This window comes from Streptomyces sp. NPDC049887 (assembly GCF_040656535.1).
Lineage (GTDB): Bacteria > Actinomycetota > Actinomycetes > Streptomycetales > Streptomycetaceae > Streptomyces.
Map to the genome: position 1 here is coordinate 1 of NZ_JBFAMM010000027.1, position 17,566 is coordinate 17,566.

A 17,566-nucleotide genomic window follows, 5' to 3' on the forward strand; every position below is an offset into this window, starting at 1 on the left:
CCCGACGCCCAGTCACGCGCCTCGACGATTCCGGTGGACAGCCCGCGTGTCACCGCGTCCAGCGCGGTCCCCGCGCCGACCACTCGGCCGCCGACGCCCCGCTCCCGCGCGAGGTCGTCTACCGTTCGCTGAAGGTCGACGAGGTGCCGGCCGCGTACGTCGTCCTCATCGACACCTCCAGCTCCATGCAGGACCGCGGCCCCGACGGCGCACCGCTCTACGCCACCGTCAAACGGCGGCTGGACGCCTTCCTCCGGACCCTCACCCCCGCCGACGAGGTCGCGGTCGTCACCTTCGGCCGGGCCACGAGCGTCATCCACCCCATGTCCCCGGTGAAGGCGAAGGGCGGCGGCAGCCTCTTCGCCAAGGGGCTCCCGGCCACCGCCACGGAGTCGGCCAGCGACCACGGGTCCGCTCTGGAGGCCGCCGCCGAGCAGCTCAACCGCAGCACGGCCCCGGTCGGGGCGGTGCTCCTGCTCACCGACGGCGCCGTCAACGCACCGGGCAGCCCTTACGAACGCCGGGGCACTCCGGAGTGGAAGCGCCTCAAGGAGCGCTATTCGGCGATGGGCACCAACCGGAAGATCGTCGGCTACGGCGTGCCGCTCGCCGAGGGCACGCGCGTCGGCGAGGTCCTCGGCGGGGCGTTCGGCGCCCCGCGCATCCTGCCCGTGGACCCTGCGGCGCTGGGCACCCAGCTCGGTGTCGCCAAGGACCAGGTGCGCGCGGAGAAGGCCGTGAGCGTCCTCCGGGCGGACGAGGGGAAGGGGGTGGACGTCTCCGTCGAAGGGGAAGGGGTGCGCCGCCCCGGGCCCGGGGCGTTCACCCTGGCCACCGGGGACCGTACGGGCGCCCGCTCCAGGACCGTGCGCGTCACGCTGTCGTCCGAGGCCCGGCACGTCCCGCTGCGGGTCACCCTGCGGGCAGCCGCCGAACGAGGCGGTCCGGACGTCGCCGTCAGCGGTGCGGGGCGGGCCGTGGACCTGGCTCCGGGGCAGAGCCGCACCGTCGAACTGAAGCTGTCGTGGAATCAGGATCCGGAGTTCGCCCTGATCCCGGGAGCCCGGGACTTCCGCGCCGGGCTGGACCTCCGGGCCGATGTCTCCTCGCCGTGGACACCCGCCGTCCGCGGCTCGCTGGGATACGCGAAGTTCACCACGGGCGGCCCGTCCGTCACGGACGTGGACCTCGTCGGGACCGTCCCCGGCCGGGCCCCGGGCTGGTTCCCTCCGCTGGTGCTGCTCGTCGCCCTGCTCGCAGGGGCGGCCGGGTGGCGTGCGTACAAGCGTCGCCGTCCCGCGCTGTCCGGTGCGCTGACCGTGACCGACCTGCGGACGGGGGACCGCCGGACGCTGGTGCTGCGCGGCCGGGAGGTCAGCGGGGAGACGGACGCCGGCGACGTACGGGCCCGGATCACCGTCCGCGGACGCCACGAGGGCGGTCGGCTCGTGCTCGTGCTGCGGTGCGACCGCGAGTCCCCGCGACCCGGCGGGGAGCGGCTGCACGGCAGCGGTACGTGCGAACTCGGCAAGTCGACCGTGCTGTGCGGCATCGGGTTCTCGCACGAGACCGGGAGCCAGGCCGTCCTCACGCAGTGAGCCGAATGCTCCGGAAGCCTCCCGCTCGACGGCGTCCCGGGGAATCCGTGCAGTACCACCCACCCGCACCAGCCGCCCGAGGAGAGGACCCCGTCATGGTGAAGCCGCTGGACCCGGCCGTCGACCCGCCCGAGGCCGCGGGGTTCCGGCTGCTTGGCAGACTGGGCACGGGCGGGTTCGGCACCGTCTACCTCGGCCGCCCGTCGGGCGAGGAGCGGGGCCTCGACACCCTCGGGGCCGTGAAGCTGCTCAAGTCCGAGTTCACCGAGGACGCCCAGCATCTGCAGCGCTTCCACCAGGAGAGCAAGGCGCTCGACCGCTGCAAGGGCGCCCGCATCCCCGAGCTGCTCGTCTTCGACTTCGGCGCGGGACGGCAGCCCACCCTGGCGACGCGCTTCATCCCCGGCCTCTCGCTCCACCGCATACTGGAGTCGCACGGGGGCGCACTGCCCCGCGACACGGTGCACTCCGTCGCCGCCGAACTCGTCGACACCCTGAGCACCGCGCACGGCAAGGGCCTTCTGCACCGGGACCTGCACCCCGGCAATGTGCTGTTGACCCAGGACGGGCCCTGGATCATCGACTTCGGGCTGACCCGCATCCGGGGCCAGCGGGTGACGGTGAGCCTGGACACCGTCATCGGCCATCCGCACTTCTGCGCACCCGAGCAGATCATGGGCCTGTCGAAGACGGTGAACGCCACCGACGTCTTCGGGATCGGCGCGATCGTGCTCTACGGGCTGACCGGGCATCCGCCGTACACCGGGGAGCGGGACGCCCGCGCGATGCTGCTGCGCCGGGTGTCGGGCACCGCGCCCGATCTGTCGGGGTTGCCGGACGACCGGTCGGGGCGCCTGGTCCGGGCCTGCCTGGCGGAGGACCCGGCCGACCGCCCGACCCTCGCCGAGGTCGCCGAGGGCTTCGGCGAACCGGGCACCCTCAGGCTCCCGGGCGACGTCGCCCGGTCCCTGGCCCGGTACCGGTCCGAGCTGAGGGAACTGCTCACGGGCGCCGGCAACGGCGCCGACCTCACCGTGCCGTTCCGCGCCGGCCGGTGCAGTTGGAGCGCCGGCGCGGGGGAATGGCCGCACCAGGTCGTGTCCACCGGCCACGGCGGCGTCGTGACCGCGGACGGCGGCGGCGACGTGCGCTGGCTCGACGCGTCGACCGGTCGGGAGCAGGCCCGGCACCGGGACTTCGCTCCCCCTGTCCAGCTGTGCGCCGAGGGCGCTCTGCTGCTGGTGTGCGACGCCGCGGGCCGGCTGGAGTCCTGGGACACCCGAGCCCGCACCCTCTGGTGGTCCGTCCCCGCCGGGAGCCTCCCGCACGCGCGGGTGCTGCTGCGCGGGCAGAGCGTGTTCCTCGGTGACGGGACGGGCCGCATCCACCACTTCGACGCCGTCACCCGCCGGGTCTGGTGGCGTACCGAACCGCTCTCGGACTCCGACGGCGGCCCGGCCGAGCCGGTCGCGGCCGGTCCCCGGCACCTCTACCTCTCGGCCGCGCAGGGCCGCGAACTGCTCGCGGTCGACGACGAGGAGGGCCGGGCCTGCTGGGACCGGGCCGTGCGGTTACCCGCACTCGTGCCGGCGGCGCCGCTCGCGCTGGACGACGGCGTCGTGGTCGCCGACGGCGACGGCGGACTGCGCCGCCTGGCGGCTGCCGACGGCGGCACGCTGTGGGAGACCCGGCTCGGTGCGCCGGTGGTCGCCCCGCCCGTACGGGTCGCCGGCACGGTGATCGTCGGGGACACCGCGGGCATCGTGCACTGCCACAGCGCCAAGACCGGCGAGGAGGTCTGGCGAGCCCAGTACGCGGACGGCGAGGAGTTCTTCTCGCTGTGCACCGACGGAACCGCGGTCTACGCGGGCGGCTGGCACGGCCGGCTGCATCTGCTGGACGCGGCGGACGGCTCCTCCCTGCAGAGCTTCGACCTGGGCGGCCAGATCCTCGCCACCGCCCATGCCCCGGACGCCCGCACCGTCTACGCGGCCGCCTCCCACGGCAGCCTGCACGCGCTCCCGGCGGCCGCCGGCGGCGCGGCGGACGGAACCCGCGGGCCGTAGCCCGCACCGGGGTCGTGCATCGTGGCCGGTGCCGGGACGACCGCCCCCGTCCGGCCTCGTGCGAACCCCTGTTCGCGGCGCGGGACGCGGCACGGCCCGGGATCCGCCGATGGAGGCACGGCTCGATGCGCCCTCCTCGCGCCGTGGTTGAGCCGGGCGGCACGCCGTTACGGTCGAGAGGTCGGACGGGCGCACAGCGTCGTGCGTCCCCGGATGAACCCCGTTTCGAAGGTGGGACCCGTGAAGGCCATTCGTCGATTCACCGTCCGCCCCGTCCTCCCCGAACCCCTCGCCCCGCTCAGCGAGCTGGCCCGCAACCTGCGCTGGTCGTGGCACGCGCCGACCCGGGAGCTGTTCCGCAGCGCGGACCCGTCCGGCTGGCGGGCGTCCGGCGGCGACCCGGTGCGGCTGCTCGGTTCGGTGACCGCGGGGCGACTCGCCGAACTCGCCACCGACCCGGAGTTCCTGTTCCGCGTCTCGGAGTCCGCCCGCGACCTGGACGGGTATCTGCGCGGGCGGCGCTGGTACCAGGAGCAGTCCGGTGACGGCGCGCCCCTGCCCGCCGCCGTCGCCTACTTCTCGCCGGAGTTCGGAATCACCGCGGCGCTGCCGCAGTACTCGGGCGGTCTGGGCATACTCGCCGGCGACCATCTGAAGGCCGCCAGCGACCTGGGAGTGCCGCTGATCGGCGTCGGACTGCTCTACCGGCACGGCTACTTCCGCCAGTCGCTGTCCCGCGACGGCTGGCAGCAGGAGCACTACCCCGTCCTCGATCCCGACGAGCTCCCGCTGACCCTGCTCCGCGAGCCCGCCGGCAGCCCCGCCCAGGTGTCCCTCGACCTGCCGGGCGGCCGCTCACTGCGGGCCCGGATCTGGCAGGCGCAGGTCGGTCGCGTACCGCTGCTGCTGCTGGACTCGGACGTGGAGGAGAACGCGCCGGGGGAGCGGGACGTCACCGACCGGCTGTACGGCGGTGGCAGCGAGCACCGGCTGCTGCAGGAGGTGCTCCTGGGCATCGGTGGGGTCCGCGCGGTCCGCGCGTACTGCCGGCTCACCGGCCACCCCGAGCCCGAGGTCTTCCACACCAACGAGGGCCACGCCGGTTTCCAGGGGCTGGAGCGGATCCGGGAGCTGCTGACGTACGGTCTCGACTTCGACGCCGCGCTGGAGGCGGTCAGGGCCGGGACGGTGTTCACCACCCACACCCCCGTCCCGGCCGGTATCGACCGCTTCGACCGCGAGCTGGTCGCCCGTCACTTCGACGAGGGCGGCGAACTGCCCGGCGTCGACGCGGGACGGGTGCTGAGGCTGGGCACGGAGAGCTACCCCGGCGGCGAGCCGCGCGTGTTCAACATGGCGGTGATGGGGCTGCGCCTCGCGCAGCGCGCCAACGGCGTCTCCACGCTGCACGGCGCCGTGAGCCGGGAGATGTTCCGCGGTCTGTGGCCGGGCTTCGACACGCCGGAGGTTCCCATCACCTCGGTCACCAACGGGGTGCACGCCCCGACCTGGGTGGCCCCGGAAGTGCTCGCCCTCGGCGACGACGTCGCGGCGACCCCGGACGCCGATCTCTGGGAGCTGCGCCGGGTACTGCGGGAGCAGCTGGTGCACGAGGTGCGTGAGCGGCTGTACGTCTCGTGGCGCCAGCGCGGTTCCGGCACGGCGGAACTGGGCTGGATCGACGGGGTGCTGGACCCGGACGTGCTCACCGTCGGGTTCGCCCGCCGGGTACCCGCGTACAAGCGGCTCACCCTGATGCTGCGCGACCGGGAGCGGCTGGCGGAGCTGCTGCTGCACCCCGAGCGGCCGGTGCAGATCGTCGTCGCCGGCAAGGCGCACCCCGCCGACGACGGCGGGAAGCGGCTGATCCAGGAACTGGTGCGGTTCGCGGACGACCCGCGGGTGCGGCACCGGATCGTCTTCCTGCCCGACTACGGCATGGCGATGGCGCGGCGGCTCCTGCCGGGCTGCGACGTGTGGCTGAACAATCCGCTGCGGCCGCTGGAGGCGTGCGGCACCAGCGGGATGAAGGCCGCGCTCAACGGATGCCTCAATCTGTCCGTGCTCGACGGCTGGTGGGACGAGTGGTACGAGCCGGACTTCGGCTGGGCCGTGCCCACGGCCGACGGCACCGCCGCGCACGACCAGGACCGCCGCGACGACCTGGAGGCCGCCGCGCTGTACGGGCTGGTCGAGGAACGCATCGCGCCGCTGTTCTACGACCGGGGCGCGGACGGGGTCCCCGCCCGCTGGACCGAGATGGTCCGGCGCACGCTCACCGCACTGGGCCCGAAGGTGCTCGCGGACCGCATGGTCCGCGAATACGTGGAACGGCTCTACGCCCCGGCCGCCCGCGCCCACCGGCTGCTCGCCCTGGACACCGGCGCGGCCGGCGAACTGGCCGCCTGGAAGGCCCGGGTGCGCGCGGCCTGGCCCGGAGTCTCGGTCGGCCACGTCGAGGCGGGAGCGGACACGGGCGCGGCGGAGCTCGGTTCGACGCTGGCGCTGCGCGTGTCCGTCACCCTCGGCACGCTCCGGCCCGAGGACGTCGAGGTGCAGGCCGTGGCGGGCCGGGTCGACTCGGACGACGCGATCGCCGATCCCCAGACCTTTCCGCTGAAGCCTGCCTCCGGCGGTCCCACCACGGCCGGGCGGTGGATCTACGAGGGCCCGCTCGCCCTCGACCGCACCGGTCCGTTCGGCTACACGGTCCGGGTGCTGCCCGCGCACCCGCTGCTGCCGCACGGGGCGGATCCCGGCCTGGTGGCGTGGCCGTCCGAGGTGACCGGGGAGGGCGCGGGGGTGCTGATGCGCTGAGGCCCGGCGGATCGTGCGGTCGGGCGTGCGGAGACGCGCGGGTCCGTTCGCGTCCGACGGGTTCCCCGCGCGGGACCGCCCGGGGGAGCGGGAGCTCCCCCGGGCGGTCCCGGCGGTGCGGCACGGGCCCGACGGGCCGCGGTGCCTTACGGGAACGTCAGCTTGACGTTGCTGATGTAGCCGGTGTCGTAGCGGGCGACGTCCTGGACCCGCAGGTTCCAGGTGCCGTTGGCCACCTCACTGGAGGCGTTGACGGTGTACGTGGCGATGACGTCGTCCGCCGAGTCGCTGCCGCTGGAGTTCTTCAGGCGGTAGGCCGTGCCGTCGGGGGCCACCAGGTCGATGACGAGGTCACCGCGCCAGGTGTGCTTGATGTCGACGTCGACCTTGAGGTTCGACGGGGCGTTGCCGGCGATACCGGTGACCGCGACCGGGGAGCTCACCGTGCCGAGGTCCGGGATGTTCACGTCGTTGGTGTTCTCGAAGACCTTGCCGGGGCCGGGCTCGCCCCCGCCGGGCCGGGAGCCGACGTTGATGCCGGCCCAGGCGTCGGTCACGGCCTTGACCTCGGCGCTGTTCGCGCCGTACAGCTCCGTCGCGACCGCGAGCGTGCCGGTGCGGGCGCCCGCGTAGTTGGTGGTCGAGTTGAACTTCGTGGTGAGCGCCTTGAACCAGATCAGCGACGCCTTGTCGCGGCCGATGCCGGTGACCGGCAGACCGTCCGACGTCGGGGAGTCGTAGTTCACGCCGTTGATGGTCTTCGCGCCGCTGCCCTCGGAGAGCAGGTAGTACCAGTGGTTCGCCGGGCCCGAGGAGTAGTGCACGTCGATCCCGCCGATGCCCGAGTACCAGGCGTCCTTGGACTTGCCGTCCTTGCTCGGCTTGTCCATGTAACGCAGCGGGGTGCCGTTGCCGTTGATGTCGATCTTCTCGCCGACGAGGTAGTCGCCCACGTCCTGGGCGTTGTTGGCGTGGAACTCGACGGCGGCGGCGAAGATGTCGGACGTCGCCTCGTTGAGCCCGCCGGACTCGCCGCTGTAGACCAGCCTGGCGGTGTTGGAGGTGACCCCGTGCGTCATCTCGTGCGCGGCCACGTCGATCGACGTCAGCGGCTTGGCGTTGCCCGCGCCGTCGCCGTAGGTCATGCAGAAGCAGCTGTCCTGCCAGAACGCGTTGATGTAGTTGTTGCCGTAGTGGACCCGGGAGTACGCGCCGACGCCGTCACCCCGGATACCGGAACGGCCTTGCACGTTCTTGTAGTAGTCCCAGGTCAGCGCCGCGCCGTAGTGCGCGTCCGCACCGGCGGTCTCGGCGTTCTGCGGGGTGCCGTCGCCCCAGGTGTCGTCGGGGCCGGAGAACAGGGTGCCGGCTCCGGACGTGCCGCGGTTGAGGTTGTTGGTCTTGTGGTTGCCGCGGGTGGTGTCGGTCAGGGTGTACGACGGCGCGGTGCCCAGCGTCACCTGGCCGCTGTACATCGTGTTGCCCGTGCCCTCGTGGACCGCCTGCCACTCGTACAGCTTCGCCCCGGTGGTGGCGTCGGTGACGACATGCAGCTCGTTGGGGGTGCCGTCGTGCTGCAGACCGCCGACGACGGTCTCGTAGGCCAGCGTCGGCTTGCCCTGGGCCATCCAGACCACCTTGCGCGGGGCCCGGTCGGCGGCGGTGTCCTTCGAGCCCTCGGAGCGTGCGGCGGCCACGGCCTGGCGTTCGGCGGCGGCGGGAGCGACGTCGGCGCTGGTGTCGACGTTCTTCAGTGCGGCGGTCGACGCCTTGCTGACGGACTCGGTCCGTCCCGCCTTCGTCTCGGCGACCACCAGGTCGCCGCCGAGCACGGGCAGGCCCGCGTAGGTGCGCTCGTAGCGGGTGTGCGTGGTGCCGTCCTGGTCCTGGACGACATCGCGCACGACGAGCTTCTCCTGGGCGCCGAGGCCGAGTTCGGCCGCGGTCGCCGCCTTGGTGGCGTTGGCCTCGCGGAGCAGCTCCGCCCGCTGGGCGGGGGAGAGCTGGGCGGGCAGCGCGCCGGGGTCGGCCCCGGAGGCGGACTGCTGCTTCGGGGCGATCGGCGCGGCGTCGGGGGCCGCGGCGGCGGAGCCGGACTGGACTCCGACGGCCAGGAGGGCTGCGACTGCGAGCAGAGCGCCGGTCGCGGACGCGCGACGGCTGGGCGTGGGTCTCACGCGAACTCCTTCTGCGAGGGGGGTCGAAGGCGGCTGGGTGGGCCGCCCGGCAGAGCTGAGGAGCATGTAGTGCGTGGATCGGTGGAAGAGTCGCAGGAGTGGACGCCTCCTGTCAGGAGCGCGTCAACAGAATGGCCGGATTGCGTCCGTTGAGTGAAAGGCCATGTTCGTTAAGCGGACGTTTCGCCGGGTGTTGCGTCGACGTCGTCCGGTGGCCGTGTCAGGCGGAACGCGAGGGTACCGGGAGGGTGCGGACTGAAGACATCCGCTTCGGGGACGGTGGAGGGCAGAGGGTACGCGCCACCCGTCGGGCGGACGCCCGTGCATGGCTCGTTCCTGCAGTGCGGCCGTTCCGCTCCCCGTCCGGCGCCGGCCCGCCGGGACATACGGCACGACCGCCTTCGGCCGTGCCGTATGTCCCGGGCCAGGGCGGGAACCGTTCGGGAATTGTCTGAAAAGGCGTCAGCTGTACGGCTCAGCGGGATGCGCAGAGCGGCGGCAGCCGGTCGACGGGAACGTCCGTCGGGGACCCGGCCGGCGGGCCGCCGGGTGTGCGCGCTTCGGCGGTCAGGCCGTCACCACGTCCCCTTCGTGGCCGGGCCGATCGCGACCCCCGTCGGCCCGTCGCCGACCTGGACGGTGCCGACGACCCGGTCCCGGCGGGTGGAGATCACCGACACCTCGTCGTCCGCGAAGTCGGTGACATACACCCGCGAGCCGTCCGGGGTGACGGCGATCCCGTTGGGCTCCTCACCGACGGGCACGGTGTCCACGACCTCGTCCCGGCGGGTGTCGATCACCGACACGTCGTCGCTGAGCGTGTTGGCGACGTACACGCGGCGGCCGTCGGGAAGCACGGTCACCCCCGCCGGCCCTTCGCCCGCCGCGACGGTGGCGACGACCTCCTCCCGGCGGGTGTCGACGACGGACACATCACCGGAGGTGAGGTTGGTGACGTACACGCGGGAACCGCTCGGGGTGACCGCCAGGGCGGTCGGCCCCTCTCCCACGGGCACGGTGCCGACGACCCGGTGTCGACGGGTGTCGACGACCCACACCTCGTTCGAGCCGGCGCTCGCGACGTAGAGCCGGGAGCCGTCCGGCAGGAACGCGAGGCCCAGTGGGGCGTCGCCCACGTCGACGGTGGCGACGACACTGTTGCGGCGGGTGTCGATGACGGAGACGTCGTCGGATGCCACGTTGGCGACGTAGGCGCGGCGGCCGTCGGGGGAGAGGGCCACCCTGCTCGGCTCGTCGCCGACCGGCACGGTGTCCACGACCTCGTGGCGGCGGGTGTCGATCACGGACACCGTGTCCGCTCCGGAGTCGGTGACGTAGACCCGTGAACCGTCCGGGGCGACCGCGACGCTGTCGGGCCCGGTACCCACAGGGACCGTGTCCACGAGACCACCCGTGCGGGTGTCGATCACCGAGACCGAGTCGGAGTGGAGTTCGGCCACATAGGCCAGGGCTCCATGGCGTGGACCACCATCCGGCCGGTGCGTGCCGGCATGCTCCTCCGGTGCCCCCTGGGCACCGGAGGCCGAGACGGGCAACACCAGTCCCGCAAGCACCACGGACACCAGTGCCGCACGCAGTCCGGAACCGGGCAAAGGGACCTCCCACAGGAACGGCCGACGCCCCGCCAGGGGTGGGGCGGAGCCGGAACGGGTGTACGGCTGCGGCCTCCGGAACCGGGTGGCCCGGAACGACTCCGGCCGGTCACCCGGCCGTGACCCGACGGCCGATCCCGGTCCGCCGAGCGGCCGCCCACCGGCCTTCCCGCGCGTCCCGTGCCAGCCGCCGTGACCGAGCCGCGAACACGCTAGCCCCGTCGGGAGCGTCCCCCGCGGGGGACACGCGCCGGCACGTGCCGCGGCGGAAGCGGAGTCCGCCGAACAGGCCATCGGGTCCCGCGGAGAGCCCGAACGCACCCTCGGCCGGCGGTGTCCTGGCGCCCGGTACCCGGGCCGGCGCCTCTCGCCGGACCGGCGGATTCGCGTGCCGTGCTGCTGCCGGACCGGCGGCCTGCGGTGCCTCTCGCGGCAACGGCGGTCGGCGCCTTCCGCCCGGCCGCAGGCGGAGAGGCCGGCGGCCGGGCGGAAGCCGCCCGGTCCGTCTGTAGGTTCCGCTTGATCGTGACCACTGCGTCCTGCGGAAACGCCGGAATCCGGGTGTCGTGGGCACTGGCCGTTTCGGTGCATGGTGAGCAATCAGTTGGTCCTCGACCCAGCGAATGTTTACTCAGAGTGACGAATGGGATGCCTGAGTGAGGACTCTGGCGTTGTCGGAAGCCGGGGTCCGAGCGCCCTCTCAGGAGGGCTCCCAGACCGAGCAGTCGTGTGCGAACAGCACGCGCCGTGGATCGAAGGCAGCGAGACGGTCCAACCCCATGGTTGACGGGTGGGCAGTGGTTGCTCCAGGTGCTCAAGTCTGGCTTGCCGAGCGAGGTGTTCCGATCCGTATTGTGAGGCGAAGTCGTGGGCTTGGCCGGCGAGGATGACGGTGCCGTCGCTTTGCCTGACGACCAGGGACTGGTGACCGTCGGTGTGGCCGGGGATGATCCATGCTCCCGGCCAGACCTCGGTTTCTCCGGAGATCTCCTTGTAGGTTGCGTCAGGGAAGTCGATGAGCTCGTTGAAGGTGTAGCCGCTTTGGCGTGCAGCGTTCAGTTCCGCGTTCTGCACCAGGATTTCCACCGAGCAGGTTGTTTCCTCCGCAGTGGTCGAAGTGGAGGTGGCAGTTCACCACCAGGGAGATGTCCGAGAGGCAGGCCCCGGCTGCTGCGAGGGCGCTCTCCAGCCCACGGCGTTGAGGACGGTAGTGAGCTTCGGTTTCGGGATCAGCGAGGCCCATGCCGGTGTCGAAGAGGATCAGTCCTTCGTCACGTCGGACCAGGTAGGCAAGTACGGGTTCGACTCGCGGTTGCGGGCCGCCAGTCTCTGACGCGGGTCGGACGAAGTAGCCCAGGCCGAGGCGACGGACGGCTGTGTCGTGAGGCATCCTGGCATGGTGGCAAGTAGCGGCTTCTCTCGTGGGGCTGTAAGCCCAGAGCGGACAGGTGCGGACCAGACGTATTGGGCACCGAAGGCCGGGGATTGCGAGGTTGTCGGCGTGCGAGTCAACGCCAAGTGCAGCTGAATGTGCACAGCGCCGTGCGGATCGACGATAAGACGAGCGGAGGCAGGTCCGACCGCTTCAACCGACCGCGATCCGACCACCGGACTCAGCGAGACCCATAAGAACGGCCCGCCGGCCGCCGTGATGTTCCGCCCCCAGCGTCCCGGCATTGAGCGTGTGCCGCCGTATCCGCTTGTGCCGAGGGGAATGGGGACACCCGCCACCTGCCGGCACTGCACGGAGTCGTCCGCAAGCCCAGACACCGGGTGTGTCAGAGCCGTCTTGTGGTGAACAGGGTAGTTCCGTGCACCGCGTCCACTTCTTTCCGCTCGGTCTCGGTGAACCCGACCTTGGCCAGCACACGGCGAGAAGCGGTGTTCCAGTCCCAGACCGTGGCCCACAGACGTTCGTACTCAGACGATCTTGCCCATTCCAGAACCGCCAACGAGGCCTCGGTCGCGTATCCCTGGCACCAAACTTGGCGTAGCAGCTCGAATGCCAGTTCCGGTTCTCCTGCTGATCCTCGCCCGTTGTCGACGAGCCCGCAGTAGCCGATGACGTCGCGAGAGGCCTTCCGCTCGATCGCCAGCAACCCGGTCGACCAGAGCTGGTTGGTGCGGATCGATTCCTCGAGCTCCGCGACCGTGGGGTGTCCGTCTGCGTCGATTCGACGGTGCGGCGGCACTCGTGGATCACGTTCGGTCCACAGCTCACGCTGGACGACAGCCTCGGCTACCCGCCAAGGTCTGAGTAGCAGGCGACTCGTCTCCAGTACGACTTCGTTGTCCTGAGTGCCAACTGTCATGACAGCAAAGATCTCACGGGCGAACGCGCTGTCGTGCGCGGCGTTCATGGTGAGCGGTCCTCGAGCAGGGTCAGGAGCTGAGTGGCTTCGTTGAGGAATGCGCGTCCGGCTGCCGTGACGGTCAGGGGCCGGGTTCGTCCGAAGTCGATGATGGTGAAGCCTGCTGCTTCCTCGATCCGCTTGAGTTGGTAGTTGAGCGTGCCCCAGGTCACCCCGAGCTCGGTTGCAGCGTCTTGGAGAGTGCGATGCCTGGAGGTCAGGGTGAGGTGCCGTAGGCGTTGGGTGCAGTTTTTGGTCCGGCTGACGGCGTGCATCGCGGGAGACAGGTCGATGTCGAGCGGTGCAAAGGGGGTTGGTGAACTGACTGGTGGGGTGACGGGGGATGTTCCACTTGTTCACGAGTCGCATTACGTCGTCCTTGCGAACGCCCAGTTCACGGGCGATGTCGGGTGAAGAGCGCCCCTTGTGGTGGTACTCCTCTTCCAGCCAGGTGCGAGAGACGGTCTTCTCAAAGTGGCCGGCTGGGCGGCGTCGGCGGAGCGGGATGCCCGCTTCATCGAGTGCGTGCCGAACGGTACTGATGCTGCAACCCGCCAGCTCGGCGATTTGATGGTGACGCTACTGCTGTTCCTGGTAGAGCTGTTGAAGGCTCCGTGGGGCCAGGACTCCCTGTCGTGGGGTGCGTCGGCCCGGGGCGGGTGACCGCTGCTGGACGGGATGCGGTGCGGTGGTGCCGAAGGTCTCGACCGCGAGCCGAGTGGTGGGTCATCCCGTGTACCGACCGGACATCCCGCCACGGCATCGACTCCGCGAAGTCCGCCGACCGCAACTGTCGTACCGGCACTTCACGTACCGCCGCATCCTCGTACCGGATCGAGGCCGTTGGAACCTTGCGCGTACGACGACCGCTGCCCTTGCTCCGTTCCGCCATGACGAGGACGGTACGAAGCAAGGACAGCCGGCACCCAGTGAAGATCGAAAGAGATCCGGCGGAGATCGCTACTGACCGTAGCCGTTGTCAACCGGATCGCGGATTTGCTAATCCACTGCTAACGAACCACCTTCATTGCTAACGAAGTCGCGGATCCTGGACGTCCCGCCCTCAGACCAGGCTCTCCCGCCATGCCCGGTGCAGCCCCGCGAAGCGGCCCGTGCCGTCGATGAGGGAGGACGGGCTGCCGTCCTCGACGATGCGGCCGCGCTCCATCACCAGGACCCGGTCGGCGATCTCCACCGTCGACAGGCGGTGGGCGATGACGATCGCCGTACGACCGCGCAGGACCGTGTCCATGGCCCGTTGAACCGCGCGCTCGCCGGGGATGTCCAGCGAGCTGGTCGCCTCGTCCAGGATCAGCACCGCCGGGTCGGCCAGCAGCGCCCGGGCGAAGGCGACGAGCTGGCGCTGGCCCGCCGAGATCCGGCCGCCGCGCTTGCGCACGTCGGTGTCGTAGCCCTCCGGCAGACCGCTGATGAAGTCGTGCGCGCCGATTGCCTTCGCGGCCTGCTCGATCTCCTCGCGCGTCGCGTCCGGCCGGCCGATGGCGATGTTCTCGGCGACCGTGCCCGAGAACAGGAAGGCCTCCTGGGTCACCATCACCACCCCGCGCCGCAGTTCGGGCACCGGCAGGTCGCGCAGGTCGGTCCCGTCGAGCAGGACCCGCCCGTCCGTCGGGTCGTAGAACCGGGCAAGCAGCTTCGCCAGGGTGGACTTGCCCGCGCCGGTCGAACCGACGACGGCGACGGTCTGGCCGGCGGGGATCGTCAGATCGAAGCGCGGCAGCACCTCTCCGCCCGTGCGGTAGGCGAAGCGGACGCCGTCGAAGACCACCTCGCGGCCGGGACCGGAGGCACCGGCGCGCTCCGGAAGCGCCTCAGGACGGGCGGGCTCCGGCACGGTCGGCGTCTGGGCGAGCAGGCCCGCGATCTTCTGCAGCGACGCGGCAGCCGACTCGTAGGAGTTGAGGAACATGCCGAGCCGGTCGATCGGGTCGTACAGCCGCCGCAGGTAGAGGACCGCGGCCGCCAGCACACCCAGCGCCAGCGTCCCCTCGGTCACCCGGTACGCACCCCACAGCACGATGCCCGCCACCGCGGTGTTGGCCACCAGTCGGGAGCCCACGACATAGCGGGCCATCTCCAGCAACGAGTCCCCGTTGCTGCGGGCGTGCCGGTCGTTCAGCGCCTGGAAGCGCTCGTCGTTCGCCCGCTCGCGGCGGAAGGCGCGCACCGGCCGGATGCCGTTCATCGTCTCCGCGAACTTCACGATGACGGAGGCGATGGCGGTGGACCGCTCGGCGAACACCACCGCGGCGCGGCGCCGGTAGAGCCGCACCAGCAGGTACAGCGGGACGAAGCTGAGCACGGCGAGACCGCCGATGCCGAGGTCGAGCCAGAGCAGCATCGCCGAGATGTAGACGAATGACAGGACGACGGCGAGGAGCTCCTGCAGCCCCTCGCTGAGGAGTTCGCGCAGCGACTCGACGTCCGTGGTGGAACGGGAGATCAGCCGACCCGAGGTGTAGCGCTCGTGGAAGTCCAGGCTCAGCGCCTGCGCGTGCCGGAAGATCCGGCCCCGCAGATCGAGCAGGGCGTCCTGGTTGACCCCGGCCGACGCGCGGATGAAGGCGTACTGGAACGCGCCCGACCCGATCGCGCACAGCGCGTACCCGGCGCCGACCACGACCAGGGGGCCATGGTCGCCGTCCCGCAGCGCGGGCACCCCCCTGTCGATGGCGAAGGCGACGAGCAGCGGGCCCGCCTGCGTCGCGGCCTGCTGGAGCAGCAGCAGCACGGCGGCGGCGACGACCCGGCCCCGGAGGGGGGCCAGCAGCGACCTCAGCAGTGCGCCGGTCGCGCCCTCGGGCGCGGGCAAGGCGTCCCGGTCGAAGGGATCGCCGCCCGCGCCCCCGGCATGCGCCTCCGCGCCGTGCGCGGCCGGGGCCGTGGGATCAGGGCCGTCCGGGCCCGTCACCTGGGTGTCCGCGCCGCGCGTGTCGGTGCGCTCCGCTCCCGGGCCCGATGCCCCCGGGCCCTTCGGGGCGCCGTCCGTGGCGTCCCCGGCGTCCGGTTGTGGCGTCGTCGCCGTCGATGACGTCATCGGTCTCGCTCCTCGGCATGAGCGCCCGACATCAGCCAGGCGTACTCGGCGTTGTCCCGCAGCAGTTCGTGGTGGGTGCCGACGGCCGCGACCCGGCCCTCCGACAGCAGCGCCACCCGGTCGGCGAGCAGCACCGTGGACGGGCGGTGCGCCACGACCAGGGCGGTGGTGTCGTCCAGGACCCTGCGCAGCGCCGCCTCCACGAGTGCCTCCGTGTGCACGTCGAGCGCCGACAGCGGGTCGTCGAGCACGAGGAACCGCGGCTTCCCGACGACCGCCCGGGCGAGGGCGAGCCGCTGCCGCTGGCCGCCCGAGAGACTGAGGCCCTGCTCGCCGACCTGGGTGCCGAAGCCCTGCGGCAGCGTGTGCACGAATCCCGCCTGGGCCACGTCCAGCGCGCGCCGCACCTCCTCGTCACCGGCGTGCTCCGCGCCCATCCGCACGTTCTCCCCGACGCTCGCCGAGAAGAGGGTCGGTTCCTCGAACGCCATCGACACCAGGGTGCGCAGCTCCTCGCGCGGCATGGCGGCGATGTCCCGCCCGTCCAGCGTGATGCGCCCGGAGGTCACCTCGTACAGCCGGGGGACGAGCGCGGTGAGCGTCGTCTTGCCGCTGCCCGTGCCGCCGACGAGGGCCATGGTCTCACCGGGCCGGACGTGCAGTTCGATGTCCCTCAGCACCGGTTCCGCATCCTCGGGCGCGTCGGGGTAGCGGAAGCGGACGCCCTCGAACCGCAGCCCGCCACCCTCGGAGGCGGCGCGCTCCGGTCTCCGCGGGGGTGCGGGGACGGCCGGCGGACGTGCGGGGGAGGCGGACCCGCACCGGAGAGCCTTGCCCCGCACGGTCTCCCCCTCCCTCCGGTCCTCGTCGTGCCTCTCGTCCCGCTCCTCCTCGGCGTCCAGGACCTCGAAGTAGCGGTCCGCCGCCGTCGCCGCCTCCTGGCTCATGGCCAGCAGGAAGCCCATCGCGTCCACCGGCCAGCGCAGCGCGAGCGCCGTCGAGAGGAAGGCGACGAGCGTGCCGGCCGACAGGGTGCCGTCCGCGACCTGCATCGTGCCGAGCACCAGCGCGGCTCCGATCGCCAGCTCCGGTACGGTCATGATGACGCCGAAGATGCCCGCCAGCAGGCGGGCCTTGACCAGCTCGGTCCCGCGCAGCCGCTCGGACAGCGCCCGGAAGGCCGCCGCCTGGCTGCGGTGGCGGCCGAAGCCCTTGATGACGCGGATGCCGAGGACGCTCTCCTCGACGACGGTCGTCAGATCGCCCACCTGGTCCTGCGCCGTCCGCGCCACCGACGAGTAGCGCGCCTCGAACCGGGCGACGACGAACACCAACGGGGCCACCGGGGCCAGCAGCAGCAGACCCAGAGTCCACTGCTGGGCCAGCAGGATGCCCGCGCCGACGAGGATGGTCACGCCGTTGACGAGCAGGAAGGTCAGCGGGAAGGCGAGGAACATCCGCACGAGCATCAGATCCGTCGTCCCGCGCGACAGCAGCTGCCCCGACGCCCACCGGTCGTGGAACGCCACGGGCAGCCGCTGGAGGTGCCGGAAGAGATCGGCGCGCATCGCCGCCTCCACCCCGGCCAGCGGACGGGCCACCAGCCAGCGGCGGAAGCCGAACAGCACCGCCTCCGCGACCCCGAGCAGCAGCAGGTACAGCGCCCCGAGCCACACCCCGCCCACGTCCCGGTCGGCGACCGGTCCGTCCACCATCCACTTCAGGACGAGGGGGATCACGAGGCCCAGACAGGAGGCGACGATCGCGACGAACGCCGCCGTGAACAGCCGGGTCCTGACCGGGCGCACGTACGGCCACAGCCGCAGCAGGGAGCGGACGGCGGACCGGTCGGGCCGGGGGGCTTCAGCTGTGGTGGACATCAGGAG

General features: G+C 72.0%; 11 protein-coding genes and 1 pseudogene. 4 read left to right on the plus strand and 8 right to left on the minus strand.

All coding sequences use genetic code 11. The features are described 5' to 3' along the window. Positions 1–191: hypothetical protein (locus tag AB0J10_RS27070; RefSeq protein ID WP_363065158.1), on the minus strand; the 191-nt coding region annotated here is incomplete at its 3' end. On the opposite strand from AB0J10_RS27070, the gene AB0J10_RS27075 reads away from it, so the two are divergent. From AB0J10_RS27075 to glgP, 3 genes are all read left to right on the plus strand, one after another. After that, a complete protein-coding gene (locus AB0J10_RS27075; RefSeq protein WP_363065081.1) occupies positions 186–1,598 on the plus strand; it encodes a hypothetical protein in 1,413 nt (470 codons plus the stop codon). The genes AB0J10_RS27070 and AB0J10_RS27075 overlap by 6 nt on opposite strands. A 95-nt stretch (positions 1,599–1,693) precedes the next feature. Then, positions 1,694–3,664, plus strand: coding sequence for a protein kinase (locus AB0J10_RS27080; protein WP_363065082.1), 1,971 nt, complete (start codon positions 1,694–1,696; stop codon positions 3,662–3,664). 240 nt (positions 3,665–3,904) lie between these two features. Then, positions 3,905–6,481 (plus strand): alpha-glucan family phosphorylase, encoded by a 2,577-nt coding sequence (gene glgP, locus AB0J10_RS27085; protein ID WP_363065083.1) that lies wholly within the window; start codon positions 3,905–3,907, stop codon positions 6,479–6,481. Positions 6,482–6,627: 146 nt separating this feature from the next. Here glgP and AB0J10_RS27090 read toward each other — a convergent pair whose 3' ends face one another. From AB0J10_RS27090 to AB0J10_RS27110, 5 genes and pseudogenes are all read right to left on the minus strand, one after another. Next, the gene (locus AB0J10_RS27090; RefSeq protein ID WP_363065084.1) at positions 6,628–8,658 is read right to left on the minus strand and encodes a M4 family metallopeptidase; all 2,031 of its coding nucleotides are present in this window, start codon (positions 8,656–8,658) and stop codon (positions 6,628–6,630) included. Between the two features lie 575 nt (positions 8,659–9,233). Continuing rightward, a complete protein-coding gene (locus tag AB0J10_RS27095; RefSeq protein WP_363065159.1) occupies positions 9,234–10,241 on the minus strand; it encodes a beta-propeller fold lactonase family protein in 1,008 nt (335 codons plus the stop codon). A gap of 730 nt (positions 10,242–10,971) precedes the next feature. Next, a pseudogene (locus AB0J10_RS27100) lies at positions 10,972–11,661 on the minus strand (MBL fold metallo-hydrolase). 388 nt (positions 11,662–12,049) lie between these two features. After that, a complete protein-coding gene (locus tag AB0J10_RS27105) occupies positions 12,050–12,631 on the minus strand; it encodes a GNAT family N-acetyltransferase (RefSeq protein ID WP_363065085.1) in 582 nt (193 codons plus the stop codon). Further along, a complete protein-coding gene (locus tag AB0J10_RS27110; RefSeq protein WP_363065086.1) occupies positions 12,628–12,897 on the minus strand; it encodes a LysR family transcriptional regulator in 270 nt (89 codons plus the stop codon). The genes AB0J10_RS27105 and AB0J10_RS27110 overlap by 4 nt, the downstream gene beginning before the upstream one ends. A gap of 151 nt (positions 12,898–13,048) precedes the next feature. On the opposite strand from AB0J10_RS27110, the gene AB0J10_RS27115 reads away from it, so the two are divergent. Further along, positions 13,049–13,285, plus strand: coding sequence for a hypothetical protein (locus AB0J10_RS27115; RefSeq protein WP_363065087.1), 237 nt, complete (start codon positions 13,049–13,051; stop codon positions 13,283–13,285). Positions 13,286–13,685: 400 nt separating this feature from the next. Here AB0J10_RS27115 and AB0J10_RS27120 read toward each other — a convergent pair whose 3' ends face one another. After that, positions 13,686–15,680, minus strand: a complete 1,995-nt coding sequence (locus AB0J10_RS27120; protein ID WP_363065088.1) for an ABC transporter ATP-binding protein — start codon at positions 15,678–15,680, stop codon at positions 13,686–13,688. After that, positions 15,677–17,560: an ABC transporter ATP-binding protein gene (locus tag AB0J10_RS27125; protein WP_363065089.1), complete on the minus strand. Its 1,884-nt coding sequence runs from the start codon at positions 17,558–17,560 to the stop codon at positions 15,677–15,679. Before AB0J10_RS27125 ends, AB0J10_RS27120 begins: the two co-directional genes overlap by 4 nt. Between the last annotated feature and the right edge of the window lie 6 nt (positions 17,561–17,566).

Bases quoted from the DNA above. Each gene is read 5' to 3' on its own strand.
- AB0J10_RS27075 (WP_363065081.1), top strand. From the start codon at position 186: ATGCAGGACCGCGGCCCCGACGGCGCACCGCTCTACGCCACCGTCAAA.
- AB0J10_RS27080 (WP_363065082.1), top strand. From the start codon at position 1,694: ATGGTGAAGCCGCTGGACCCGGCCGTCGACCCGCCCGAGGCCGCGGGG.
- AB0J10_RS27105 (WP_363065085.1), bottom strand. From the start codon at position 12,631: ATGAACGCCGCGCACGACAGCGCGTTCGCCCGTGAGATCTTTGCTGTC.
- AB0J10_RS27110 (WP_363065086.1), bottom strand. From the start codon at position 12,897: ATGCACGCCGTCAGCCGGACCAAAAACTGCACCCAACGCCTACGGCAC.
- AB0J10_RS27120 (WP_363065088.1), bottom strand. From the start codon at position 15,680: ATGACGTCATCGACGGCGACGACGCCACAACCGGACGCCGGGGACGCC.
- AB0J10_RS27125 (WP_363065089.1), bottom strand. From the start codon at position 17,560: ATGTCCACCACAGCTGAAGCCCCCCGGCCCGACCGGTCCGCCGTCCGC.